This is a genomic window from Gleimia hominis, assembly GCF_002871945.2.
Lineage (GTDB): Bacteria > Actinomycetota > Actinomycetes > Actinomycetales > Actinomycetaceae > Gleimia > Gleimia hominis_A.
In genome coordinates this window covers 712,412-725,067 of the sequence record NZ_CP126963.1, presented here as the reverse complement: position 1 = coordinate 725,067, position 12,656 = coordinate 712,412, and the positions used below count along the sequence as shown (strand labels likewise).

Here is a 12,656-nt window from a genome sequence, read left to right as displayed (position 1 = left end):
GTAAATGAACCCCACGATTAGCCCATCGATTCTGAACTGCGACATCGCGGATCTAAAAGGAGAGCTGCATAAGATCCGCAACGCCGACTTCGCGCACGTGGATATTATGGATAACCATTTTGTTCCGAACTTGACGTGGGGATTGCCCGTGGTGGAAGCCGTGGTGGCGCAAGACGTGGTACCGGTTGACTGCCATTTGATGATTGAGGATCCGGACCGGTGGGCCCCCGGCTATGCGGAGGCAGGTGCGCAGTCAGTTACGTTCCACGCGGAAGCGGCGGCCGCCCCGATCCGCTTGGCGAACGAGTTGCACCGGCTCGGAGCGAAAGCGGGGTTGGCGCTGAAACCAACCACGGATATTGCCGACTACGTGGACGTGCTTGGGAGCTTCGACATGATCCTGGTGATGACGGTTGAACCGGGATTTGGGGGGCAACCGTTTTTGGATTCGCAGATGGCGAAAGTGCGGCGGGTACGCCAGGCAGCGCAGGCACAGCACTTGGATTTAGCAATTCAGGTGGATGGCGGGGTAACGCAAGAGACGATAACGCGCGCAGCAGAAGCGGGAGCGGACGTGTTCGTGGCCGGGTCTGCAGTGTATAAGGCCGACGATGCATATGCGCAAGTCGAGGCCCTGCGGCGCATCGCAGCGGAAACTATGCATGCCCATGCTTAAACGCAACCGTGTATACTAGGGATGTGCTTCGGGGTCGGTGAAAGTCCGAACCGGCGGTTAAAGTCCGCGACTCACCTATTCTTGGGTGACTGAGCTGGTGGAATTCCAGTGCCGACGGTTAAAGTCCGGAAGGGAGAAGCATGTTGCAAACACGCACGCGTGTTTGTGTTGCACCCCGAACGCGGAATTAATTGTTCGGAGGGTGTAGTTGTCCAGTCAAAAGCGGGTCAAAGCAATTAAACACGGCCCGGTCGTGTCTTTCTTAGCACCTGTAGTGTTTGGGTTGATACTGTTTTTAGGCTGGTTTTTTACGGCTAATGCCCCCGGGGTTAAAACCTGGGTGCTGCCCAGCCCTTCGGCATTTATTCAGCGTTTCAGTACCGAAATCAAAAACCCCGTGCTGTGGCACGCGGTTTGGACGACGGCGCAGGAAGCACTTTTAGGTTGCCTAGTGGGAGCGATTGTGGCTCTGCCGCTGGCGTACCTCATTTATCGTTCTCAAACTCTAGCTGCCGCAGTGGAACCGTTTTTGGGGGCCACTCAGGCAATCCCCGCGATCGCGTTGGCCCCCCTGCTCATGCTGTGGGTGGGGTATGGCACCCTCCCGATTGTGGTGTTGTGCGCGTTGATGGTGTTTTTCCCGATTCTAGTTTCCGCAACTTTAGGGTTTCGACATTTGGATTCTGAGGTGTTGGATGCCGCTCGGTTAGATGGGGCGGACGGGTGGAAAATGCTCGTGTACATGGAGGCACCGTTGGCGTTGTACGCGATTTTGGCGGGGCTGCGTAACGGGTTCACCCTGTCGGTGACGGGCGCTGTGGTCGGCGAGATGGTGATGGGGGGCCACGGTTTAGGCCTGGTTCTGACTAGTCAGCGAAATAGTGTGGACACGGTGGGTATGTTCGTCACCATTTCGCTTTTGTGCGTGATGGCGATGACGGCGTACTCCGTTTTGTACGCGATTGAACGCAGGTTCAGGCGCGGTTAGGGGAGTTTTCAATGGGTTTCTTGAGGCGGAAAACGGTTGCTGCACTGGTAGCGGGGTTTTCTTTGTTAATTGCGGGGTGTACGGCTTCGACAGGTGGTGAGCCCGCGTCGAAGCCTGCGGATAAAGCCGGTGGGGGCAGCCCCGTGACGGTGGGGATGACGTATATTCCGAATGTGCAGTTCGCGCCCGCTTACGTGGCGGATAAAGAGGGTTTATTTACCGCTGAGGGCGTGGCGGCGAAGCTGCGCCACCACGGAACCGATGAGGGACTATTCACGGCTTTGCTGGCCGGTGAGGAGGATGTGGTGATCGCGTCTGCGGACGAGATGCTGCAGGCGCGGGCGCAGGGAATGGACCTCATTTCAGTGGGGCAGTACTACCAGAAGTATCCGACGAAGATTATGGTGAAGGACGATTCCGCGATCCGGTCGGTAGCGGATCTGAAGGGGAAGAAGGTGGGGTTGCCCGGTGAGTTCGGGTCGAACTGGTTTGGCCTGCTTGCGGCCCTGAAGGATTCGGGGATGACGCGCGCCGACATTGACGTGCAATCCATTGGCTTTACCCAACTGGCCGCGTTGAAGAGTGACAAGGTGGACGCGGTTGTTGGGTTCAGTAACAATGATGGGGTCCAGTTTGAACTGGCGGACGTGCCGGTGCGCGAGATTGATTTGGCGAAAACCGGGGAGCCACCGCTGGTGGGGATGAATATTGTGACAAGTTCCCAGTTTGCGAAGAACCACGCGGACGCGTTGAAGCACACGCTGCAGGCGCTCAGTAAGGGCATGCAGGTGTGTGTGGATGATCCGGCGCGGGCCGTGGATATCACTAAGAGTTATGACCAGAATTTGACGTCCGATGAGGCACTGGCTTCCGCTAAAGCCACGCTGGAGGCGACGAATAAATTGTTCGCCCCCGCGGGGAAAGTGGATTTCACGCAGGATGTGGATCAGTGGAAACGGATGAACGATTTTCTTTCTCAGATTGAGGGCGTGTTGGGGTCGAAAGTAGATGTGACCGAAGCGGTTACAAACGACTATCTGGAGCAGTAGGCGCTGCGCCGTGGGCCGCAGTGAACGTGGCGCTGCTGTTGCACCTGCGGGCACGGTTTCAGTTACTTGGCGGTAGCGGGTTTGCTTTCGGTGGCATAGATTCCCGCTGCGGCGGCGGGGAGGAATGCGGGGGGATCCTGCCGCCAGGTGCGCCCCATAGACCGCAGGGGATGCACACAGTGGGTGAGCGCGGTTTCGCACCGAGAGGCATCCACCTCATGAATATTATGCTGCGCAGCCAAATCCGCTAAGTCATGCTGATATTGCTCGAGGGCACTGGGAGGCTGTAAGGCGGAACTGGTTCGCGGCGTAGTTGAAGTGGTTCGCGTGGGATGGTTTTGCGCCCGGTTTTGGGGCCAGTCTTGGGGCCAGTCTTGGGGGCGGACCGTCATGGTTGGGATCGTGAGGGGAACGAGCACGAGCTGGCGCAACACGCATAGGCAGTGGTGCGATACCCCGCGGTGTTCAAAGCGCGGGTCCACGCCGGAGCAGCGCAGCACGGGAATCGGTACGCCGCCCAGGGCGTGGGCAACGTGCAGTGATTGTGCGGCAGCGGTCCCAGAGAACCCCCAGGGAGTTTGGGTTCCCAAATTCCCTGGGGCCGGCGTAACCACCGCGAAGTCCGCGTGGGCCACGTGCCGGGCGGCGAGCAGTGCGGAGGGCATTGATGCGGCCTCCAGGTCACCGCCAAAAGACTGTCCGGACGTAATGGTGGTAACCAAGTCACCGGCCTGGCGCATGGCGGCGCACAACTGGGAAAATCGAAGGGGGAGGGCCGCGGTGTCATCACACACGTACGCGATCCGCGCCTGCGGTTGTACGGACCGGATCCCTGCCACCACGGCCGGCAGTGAGGAATGCAGGTCAGCAACAATCACCGGCATGCCCTCCAGCGAGCGGGCCGCGCGCATAACCTGATGGTGCACAGAATCAGGTTCCTCAACGGATTGGACAACCACTTGGTGCGGCGTGTAACGCGCCTTCACAATATGGCCGTTTACAGGCAGCGAATCTGCCGGCACAGTAGCGGTCGCGAGCGTGGTGGCAAACCCGCCGGTACCGAGGTGCTTCGCCAGCCCTGAACAATCAATCCGCACGCGTTCGCCAACGGCGATCGCCCCCACGAGGTCCGTATACGCTAACGCCCGCACTGTTTCTCCACCCTCAAAGCCGCTGGCCCCGGCCGGGGCGTGCGTTATCGTGCATTCAAAACTGACACACGTCGACCACTGGCTCAAAATCTTGCGGACCACCGCGTTTCGTTGCATCACCCATCTAGAATACAGACTGGCTTTGAGCGCGTGCCCACCAGTCCAACCGCCGCATGCCTTAGGATAGGTATCGAAACAGTCTAGCTTTGCCCCAACGGCTTTTGGGTTGGGACGGCACATTGCGGTTCACATTTGAAGGAGATAGACGTGAGGCCTTGGCATTGGGTAGTGGTAATCATCGTGCTCGTGGTGGTGTTTGGTGCTTCCAAACTCCCCGACATCGCAAAGAACGTAGGTAAGTCCGCGAAAGTCCTCAAGAAAGAAATGCAGGAACTCACCGAAGATAGCGATACGGACAGCAACGCAAAATCGACCGGCCCGAAAGACAGTGGTCAATAAACACTAATGGCATCAAAGCAACGGGATCCACAGGGGCGGATGCCACTGCTGGAACACCTGCGGGAACTGCGTAAACGACTGCTCATAGCCCTCGTGGGCATCTTGGTGGGCACAATCGTGGCGTGGTTCTTCTACGAACCCATTTTCAACTACATGGCGGCGCCCCTGGCGCAACTGCGTGCAGAAGGTCAGCAGGCGGAACTTAACTTCGAAACCGTTTCCGCAGCATTCGACCTGAAACTACGGATCTCAATGTTCGCAGGTTTCCTCGCAACCACCCCGTGGTGGATGTACCAAATCTGGGCTTACCTGGCGCCCGCGCTGCGCAAGAGTGAAAAAATCTACATCCTCAGTTTCACATTCGCCGGCATCATATTGTTCGTTGCCGGTGGGGCAACGGGCGTGTGGATTATGCCGCACGCGGTGCATATTTTGACGTCGTTCGCGCCCTCATCATCGGTATTACTGATGAAATCTAGCGTGTACTTCACTTTTTACATGCGCCTGGTGGTGGTGTTCGGATTGTCGTTCACCGTGCCACTAGTGATGGTGGGCCTCAACTTTCTTGGTGTCGTGAGGGCCCGCACGCTATTGAAAGCCTGGCGGTGGGCAGTGGTTATCGCATTCGTTTTCGCTGCAATCGCGAACCCGCTGCCAGACCCGTGGACCATGACATTCCAAGCTTTGATGCTGTGTGGCCTTTATTTCCTTGCGGTCGGGATCGCGTTCTTGAGGGACCGTTCGGTTGACAAAAAACGAGCGAAAGAAGATGCGGAGCTGAACCAGGCACTGAGCCGAACTGGGAGGAAGGAACCGAGTGATGGCGAAGCGTAAACGCAGGCGAAACCGCAACGCGGAGCCGAAGCAAAACACGGAGGTGGCCCCCACCCCGGCACAGCGCTACCGGGCGGCGATGGACCGTAATGCGTACGCAAAAACGCAGCGCGCGGCGTTCGCCAGCCAACTCGATTTTGAGTTAGATCCGTTTCAAGCCGGCGCGCTCGAATCAATCGAGGCTGGCCGCAGCGTACTCGTTGCCGCACCCACCGGGGCGGGCAAAACAATTGTGGGGGAGTTTGCCCTCTACCTCGCACTGAAGGAGGGGAGGCGAGCTTTCTACACCACGCCAATCAAAGCCCTATCGAACCAAAAATACCGCGAACTCGTGGCCCGCTACGGCGATGGACAAGTGGGGTTGCTGACGGGCGACACGTCAATTAATGGAGATGCGAACCTCGTGGTAATGACCACGGAGGTGGCGCGGAATATGATCTACCAGGGGCGTGACCTATCGGATCTGGCGTTCATAGTGCTCGACGAAGTGCACTACCTTGCGGACCGGTTCCGCGGCCCGGTGTGGGAGGAAGTACTGATTCAAACCCCCGCGCACGTGAACATGGTGGCTTTATCAGCAACCGTTTCGAACGCGGAAGAATTCGGGCAGTGGATTGAGCAGGTGCGTGGTGACTGCGACATCATCGTGTCCGAAACCCGCCCGGTACCCCTATACCAGCACATGATGGTGGGGCGGAAGATATACGACCTGTACTCGCCGGTAGAAAAACTGCGCACACCACACGGCAAAAACGCGGGCAAGTGGGGCGAGAACGCGGGCAGTTCCAGTAAACATGGGGATCATGCTCCAGCGCGCGTGCAAAAGCCGCTGTCAAAACGCAAACTGAATCCCGACCTACGGGCCGCGGTGGCACGGGCAACGGGGATTCAATCGCGGTCAGTGGGGGAGCGACGCCGCGGTCTCGCCGGTGGGCGTCGTATCCGCACGCCTAAACGAGTTCGCCGCCCCTCCCGTGCAGAGGTCGCGATCTCGTTAGAACACGCGCACCTCCTGCCCGCCATTTACTTCATATTTTCACGCGCCGGCTGCGATGATGCCGTCGACCACCTGGTCACCGCCGGAATCACCCTCACAAATCGGACGGAACGCGAACAAATCCGCGCGATAGTCGAAGAAGCTACGGCGACTCTACCGGCGGCAGACATGGCTGTGGTGGGCGTGGACCGGTGGATCATGGGCTTAGAAGCGGGGGTCGCCGCCCACCACGCAGGCCTGCTGCCAATCATGAAACAGACCGTTGAAACCCTTTTCTCACGCGGGCTAATAAAAATCGTTTTCGCTACTGAAACACTCGCATTGGGAATCAACATGCCCGCTCGAACCGTCGTGTTAGAAGCGTTGCGCAAGTGGAATGGGATGGCGCACGTCCCGTTGTCACCCGGTGAGTACACGCAGCTCACGGGCCGTGCTGGGCGTCGGGGGATTGACACGGAAGGGCACAGCGTGGTGGTTTACACCTCGGAAAACGAACCTGAACTGGTTGCATCTCTTGCTTCTAAACGCACCTACCCCCTCGTATCCGCATTCCGCCCTACCTACAACATGGTTGCGAACCTAACCGCCACCGGGTCGATGGCGCAGGCGCGCGAGGTGATGGACCGCTCGTTCGCGCAGTTCCAAGCGGACCGCAAAGTTGTGGCAATTGCGCACGACTCGAAGGCGGCTGAGAACCTCATGCAACAGGCCGACCACGGGCTCGAATGCTCCCACGGGAACGTCAAAGAATATCTGGTTGCCCGCGACGAACTTACGCGACTGCAAAAAGAAGGGGCGAAAGCACGGGCCCGGTTCCAGTCCGTCCATCCCCTGGAAGTACTTGATTTACAGGTCGGTGAGGTAGTGTCTTTCCCGGTCGGAAAACGGATGCTGGATGCGGTGGTTACCCGCCGGGCCCGCAGGGGCGGACGCAATCCGATGGTACAAATCGTTACGCAGGACGGTCACCTGCGCACCGCCATCGCGCAGGACTTCACAGCCGGCCTAACTGTTTTAGGGCACATGCGGTTGCGCAAAGACGTGTTGCGGTCAGTGCGGCGCTGTTCCCACCGGATTGGCCGCGACCTCACAAACATGCGCAAGGCCGGTAAACTCATGTATCCCAAACGGGCGCGTCCACCCATGCCAAAGCACATTGCCAAGCAGATTGATCAGCTGGAACACGCTGTGCGCACCCACCCCGTGCACCACTGTCCGCATCGGGATCAGCACGCCCGCACCGGCCGCGAATGGCTCCACGCGCGCCGCGAATACTTGCGGTTAAGCCGCAAGGTGGACCAGCAGACCTCGTCGATTACCAAAAAATTTGATGCGATTGTCCGCGTGCTGCAAGAAGAAGACTGTCTGGACGGAGAGCGTCTAACCGCCGCCGGGCAGATTTTGCGGGGTATTTACAGTGACCGAGACCTCGTGGTGTCTTTGTGTTTGCACGAGGGGGTGTGGGAGGGCCTCACGCCCGCGCAGTTAGCCGCGGTGGCGTCCACGTGCGTGTTTGAGCCTCGGAAGAATCACGATCCCGACATGGATATTCCCGGTGGGCCAAAGGGGCGTTTGTCGAAGGCACTAACTGCCACTCAACGCATCATGACACGCGTTAATAAAGCTGAGTCCCAAGCGCATGCGCCCACAACTATGCCACTGGAGTATGGGCTTGTGAACGCCATGTACTGGTGGGTTAATGGGGATCCGCTGGCAACCGCGGTGCAAGCCGCAGACCTGGAACCGGGAGACTGGGTGCGGTGGTGCCGCCAGGTGATTGACCTGTTGGGGCAAGTTAAATCGCAGTCCAGCTCCGAGTTGGCGCGCACGTGTGATGTGTGTGTCGACTCTATCCGCCGGTCCGTTGTGGCGCTTGCCGAAGAGGCATAAGAAATGCGGGCGATGCAACGAGCGGGTGCGCGGTGACTAACACGCGGCCAACCAACCAAGCAGCGCGCCGAAGATTGCGTTGGTTCACGTGGGGGCGGGGCCGGCGCTGGTGGGACTACCCGCTGTTAGCAGTTAGCATGGCCTTATTTTGGGCGTCTTTTCCACCACTTGCCATGGGGTACCTGGCGGTGCCGGCACTGGCCATACTGTTCGCCGTGCTGAACGCAGTGCGGGTGGGGCGCAGCACCTGGTACGGATTCTTGTTCGGCCTGGGTTTTTTTCTGCCGCATATTTGGTGGGCCACGATCTCGGTGGGGGGATACCTCCCGTGGTTCGCGTTGTGCCTGGTGCAAGCCTTATTCTTAGCCGGTTTTGGGTTTTCCGCAGGCGTGGTGCGCTACCTAGCTAAAGGCGCGGTCGGTAACTCGGTCTTACTCGCGCTGGCGTGGGTTGGAGTAGAACAGTTGCGCGCGTGCGTACCGTTTGGGGGTTTCTCGTGGGCACTACTGGCGTACAGTCAAGTCGATCTGCCCGTGCGCACACTCGCTCCGTGGGGGTCCGAAGTGACGATCGGGTTTGTGTGTGCACTGACCGCCAGTTTGGTGATGCGTGTTTTAGTGAGGCCGCGCTGGCTGCGTCCCGGGTTCGGGTTCTTCTCAAGAACCACAGCACTCGTGCTGGCCGCGCTCTTGTGCGCCGGCCCGTGGATGCTGCGGTTGCCGCTTGCGCAAGAATCCGGTTCGGTGCGGGTGGGAGCGGTGCAGGGGAACGTGCAGTGGCCCGCGGAGCAAACTTTCGCTCAGCATTTGAAAGTGACTGATAATCACGTTAAGCAAACGCTTAAAACAGTGCGTGCGGGCCAGCGGGCGGACTTTTTAGTGTGGGGCGAAAACTCGGCGGACACGGATCCGCGCGAGGATGCTCAGGCGTACGACCTCATTTACCACGCGTTGGAGGCCGCGGGAGTGCCCATCCTGGTCGGTTCCGTCAAGTACACGCCCACTGCGCGTTACAACGACATGCTGGTTTACTCGCCAGATGGGCAGATTGTAGACCAGTACCGCAAACAACTGCCCGTCCCGTTCGGTGAATACGTGCCGATGCGCAAGTACCTATCTGTTTTGTCCAAAGATGTGGCGCGCGTGTCGGTCGACATGCTGCCCGGTTCAGAACCGGGGTTCGTAAAAATCCCCCTGAATGGGCAAAGACAGTTACCCGCGGCGATTGGGATTTGCTTTGAGGCTGCCTACGAGGAGGTTCTGGCTGGCGGTGTGCTGGCAGGTGGTCAGCTGCTGCTTATGCCCACTAATAACTCTTCGTTTGGTAACTCAGCAGAATCGGGACAGCTGCTACAGATGACGCGACTGCGGGCGATGTCGCTGTCGCGCTCCGCAGTGCACGTGTCCACTAACGGCCAGTCTGCCCTCATTTGGCCCGACGGATCGGTGCGTAAACAGACACACTTGTTTGAATCTGCCACGCTGATTGACGATGTCCCGTTGCGCACTTCAATCACTTTTTCTGCCCGTCACCTACCGCAGTTACGCACCGGCGTTATCGCCGGGTGGGGCGGGGCGCTGTGCGTTGGTGTGTTCTTGGCAATGTTCAGAAGGAGGCCCCGTGGATAAGGCACGTGAAGGAGATACGGCAAATAAGTCTGCGGAGGGTGGGCGCGCACTCGTGGTTATCCCCACTTACAATGAGCGGTTAACCCTGCCGCGGACCCTAGCGAATCTGCGCAGTCACCTGGCGGGCGTGGATGTGCTGATTGTGGACGACTCCAGTCCGGATGGTACTGCGCGCTGGGTACGTGAACAGCGTGATTTAGACTGCGTCTTCTTGCTTTCGCGCCCTGCAAAATCAGGTTTGGCTAGTGCGTACCTAGACGGTTTCGCGTGGGGGATGGCGCGCGGCTATGAGTATTTGTGCCAGATGGACGCGGATGGATCCCACCGCGCAGAAGACTTGGCCCGGATGCTGGGTGCAGCAGTGCAGCGGGGCGGTGAACTTGTGATTGGTTCGCGCTGGATCCCGGGGGGTGCAACACCCGGGTGGTCGGCGAAACGCGTGGCCCTGTCACGGCTGGGGAACCTGTACATTCGCCTCATGCTGGGGCTGGGGATAAAGGATGCGACCGCGGGAATCCGGGTGTACCAAGCGGGCTTGCTTCGCCGCATGCCCCTGAGTGCGCTGCAGCAGCGCGGATATGGGTTCCAAGTGGAAATGACCCGCATGGCAGCCCGCGTGGGGGCGCGCATACTGGAGGTGCCGATCGTGTTCCTTGAGCGGCGGGCGGGCAAGTCAAAGATGGACACCCGCATTGTGCTAGAAGAGTTCCGTCACGTCACCCAGTGGGGGCTCCAGCGGGCCTGGAAGCACTTTCGCGGTTGAGCGCGGTTGGAATCATCCGCGCGGCTAGCGGGCCGCCGGCAATCGCATGCGCACCTAAGCGCGGGTTACTGTACTTTCGTGCCTTCGCGAATCACGGTTTGCGGTGCGTATTCTTCGTTCCACGAAATTAAGTTCGCGCGCTGCCCTGGTTTGAACTCAGTGGTCACTCCCGGGGCGTCCCAAACGGAACCACCGCGGATGGGCGTGCCGATGGTGGCGCGGATAATTGCTTCCAGTGGAATCCGCCCTCGGCTTGCGATCAGTTGGAATTGGTCTGCCAGCAACGACGCGCCTCCAGCTAAACTGTCTTTGTGGACGAGCCAGCAGGCCCCGTCTTTCACTTCGACTTCTAATCCCCCTAGGGTGTAGCGTCCCTCACCCATTCCGGCTGCGCCTATTGCGTCGGTGACGAATAGGGCACCGGCCCGGCGTGGGTCGTCTAAATATTCGACGAGGTCCTCTACCAGTTCTAAGTTCAAATGCTGGCCGTCAGCGATCATTTCACACACTGTGGTGCCCACGCGGGCTGCTTGCACGAACTCGCGGACAGGGCCGGGAGCTCGGTGTGTAACAGCGGTCATCCCGTTGAATAAGTGAGTTACGGTTTGCGCGGGGTCACCCGCTCGCATGGCACTTCGGTGGGGTATGTCCGGCGCGTCTTGCGCGGTTTCAGCCGTCCCTTGCCCGGGAGCGGCCTCACCCCACGCCTGCCCGTGCGCATCATACGCTTGCACGGTCGCCTCCAGCGCGGCCGCGGCCTGCGGTCCAGTTCCACTCGTGTGTCCCCACGATGGTTTAGCACCGTATGCAGCGAGCACCGGGAGTGCGTCGAGCGCTCCCTCGGCCTCAGGGGCGATCGTAATCGTCTTAATGTAGCCGCCTGCGGCCTTAAGCCAGTGCTCCAGTTCCCCGCGGTCTACCGCGCGGATAACATCGGGGTTTTGCGCTCCACATTTCGCTTTCGACACGTATGGTCCCTCAAGGTGAATACCCGCTAAATCACCACTTTCACAAAACGGGAGCAGCGCCTCAATCTGCGGCATCGGGTCCGCCAGGGACACGAGGGACGCAAACATCGCGGTGGTCCCGCGTTTGCGGTGGGTCAAAATGGCGGTTTCAATTTGTTCGGGCGCGTAATTATCGGGAAACGCGTAGCCGCCGCCGCCGTGGCAATGCAGGTCTACCAGGCCGGGCGTAATGAACGCAGCAGTTTCCGCGTCTTCGCTCGCCTCCTGCCGGCGGATCTGGTCTGCGTCCTGCTTCGTCAGCAGGCGGGTTACTTTACCTTCCTCAACTTGAATGCCTTGCGCCTGAATTTCCCCATTGGCGTTAAATACTTTCCCGAGGTAGTACATTTATGCGAGCTCCCAACGTCGTTTGTAAAAATCGGTTAGTTCTAGGTTGCTGGCGGCCGCGTCGTCGAGCAGCACGGTCACTTCCGGGTGGGTTTGCAAGATCGTCACGGGCCAGCGGGCACTGACGGGGCCTTCAATTAGCTGGTGCACCGCTTCGGCTTTCTGCTTTCCGAACGCGAGTAGTACCAGCGCTTTTGCATCCATGATGGTCCCCAGCCCCTGGGTGATACATTTCTTCGGAACCGCCGTTTCGTCACCGTTGAAGAAACGCGCGTTGTCACGGATCGTATCGGGCGCGAGGACTTCCGCGTGGGTGCGGGAAACCAGTGAGTCCCCAGGCTCGTTAAACCCAATGTGTCCATCCGCCCCCAGCCCGAGGATCTGCAGGTCCACTCCGGTGGCTTCGATCGCGGCGTCGTACTGATCTGCCGTTACCGTGGGATCGTCCGCAGGTGCCGCCAGGCCGGGGGTGAACAAGTAGTCTTCGCGCAGCCCGGTTTTGTCATTTCCCACCAGTTCGCGTCGCAGTACATTGCGGTAGGTTTGAGGGTGGTCGTCGGGCAGTCCCACGTATTCGTCGAGGGCAAATGCTTTGGCGCGTTCTAGGCTGAGGGTGCCGGCCGCGTGCGCTTGCCGCAAGTAGTCGTACAGGTACTCGGGGGTGGAACCGGTGGCCACTCCCAGGGTGGCGTCTGGGTTTTCGCGGTACAGTTCGAGCACCATGTCGGCGGCAACTTTGGACGCCTGCGGTGCGGTGGGGAAAATACCAATTCGCATGTGCAATCTACCTAACTAATACCTGGGGTGCGCACAATGGTTATTCTACCAAGTTAGTTCCCGGCACTGTTGGGCCCAAGTGCGTGCCC

General features: G+C 59.3%; 11 protein-coding genes and 1 riboswitch. Of the genes, 8 read left to right on the top strand and 3 right to left on the bottom strand.

Annotated features, from left to right (window positions below; genetic code table 11):
• Window positions 1-4 precede the first annotated feature (4 nt).
• The 3 genes from rpe (at window position 5) to CJ187_RS03245 (ending at window position 2,713) form a co-directional block, all read left to right on the top strand.
• Complete coding sequence (gene rpe, locus CJ187_RS03255) at window positions 5-676, top strand: ribulose-phosphate 3-epimerase (protein WP_102215776.1); 672 nt, start codon at window positions 5-7, stop codon at window positions 674-676.
• A 20-nt stretch (window positions 677-696) separates the two neighbouring features.
• A riboswitch (FMN riboswitch) is annotated at window positions 697-821 on the top strand.
• 63 nt (window positions 822-884) lie between these two features.
• Complete coding sequence (locus CJ187_RS03250) at window positions 885-1,664, top strand: ABC transporter permease (RefSeq protein WP_233187278.1); 780 nt, start codon at window positions 885-887, stop codon at window positions 1,662-1,664.
• A gap of 11 nt (window positions 1,665-1,675) precedes the next feature.
• Window positions 1,676-2,713, top strand: a complete 1,038-nt coding sequence (locus tag CJ187_RS03245; protein WP_102215777.1) for an ABC transporter substrate-binding protein — start codon at window positions 1,676-1,678, stop codon at window positions 2,711-2,713.
• A 62-nt stretch (window positions 2,714-2,775) separates the two neighbouring features.
• Here the strand turns inward: CJ187_RS03245 and CJ187_RS03240 are convergent, their stop codons facing one another.
• Entirely contained in the window at window positions 2,776-3,981 is a 1,206-nt protein-coding gene (locus tag CJ187_RS03240; protein ID WP_102216528.1) for a DUF3866 family protein, read from the bottom strand.
• A 150-nt stretch (window positions 3,982-4,131) separates the two neighbouring features.
• Here CJ187_RS03240 and tatA point away from each other — a divergent pair, with 150 nt between their 5' ends.
• The 5 genes from tatA to CJ187_RS03215 are packed head-to-tail and all read left to right on the top strand — an operon-like array spanning window position 4,132 to window position 10,435.
• Window positions 4,132-4,323, top strand: coding sequence for a twin-arginine translocase TatA/TatE family subunit (gene tatA, locus CJ187_RS03235; RefSeq protein ID WP_102215778.1), 192 nt, complete (start codon window positions 4,132-4,134; stop codon window positions 4,321-4,323).
• Window positions 4,324-4,329: 6 nt separating this feature from the next.
• Entirely contained in the window at window positions 4,330-5,157 is an 828-nt protein-coding gene (tatC, locus tag CJ187_RS03230) for a twin-arginine translocase subunit TatC (RefSeq protein ID WP_233187279.1), read from the top strand.
• Window positions 5,144-8,044, top strand: a complete 2,901-nt coding sequence (locus CJ187_RS03225) for a DEAD/DEAH box helicase (RefSeq protein ID WP_102215779.1) — start codon at window positions 5,144-5,146, stop codon at window positions 8,042-8,044. The genes tatC and CJ187_RS03225 overlap by 14 nt, the downstream gene beginning before the upstream one ends.
• Before the next feature lie 32 nt (window positions 8,045-8,076).
• Entirely contained in the window at window positions 8,077-9,672 is a 1,596-nt protein-coding gene (gene lnt / locus CJ187_RS03220; protein WP_102215780.1) for an apolipoprotein N-acyltransferase, read from the top strand.
• Window positions 9,665-10,435, top strand: a complete 771-nt coding sequence (locus tag CJ187_RS03215; protein WP_233187280.1) for a polyprenol monophosphomannose synthase — start codon at window positions 9,665-9,667, stop codon at window positions 10,433-10,435. The genes lnt and CJ187_RS03215 overlap by 8 nt, the downstream gene beginning before the upstream one ends.
• A gap of 65 nt (window positions 10,436-10,500) precedes the next feature.
• On the opposite strand, the gene CJ187_RS03210 is transcribed toward CJ187_RS03215, so the two are convergent.
• A complete protein-coding gene (locus tag CJ187_RS03210; protein ID WP_102215782.1) occupies window positions 10,501-11,790 on the bottom strand; it encodes an N-acetylglucosamine-6-phosphate deacetylase in 1,290 nt (429 codons plus the stop codon).
• A complete protein-coding gene (locus CJ187_RS03205) occupies window positions 11,791-12,567 on the bottom strand; it encodes a glucosamine-6-phosphate deaminase (RefSeq protein ID WP_102215783.1) in 777 nt (258 codons plus the stop codon). It abuts the gene before it with no gap.
• Between the last annotated feature and the right edge of the window lie 89 nt (window positions 12,568-12,656).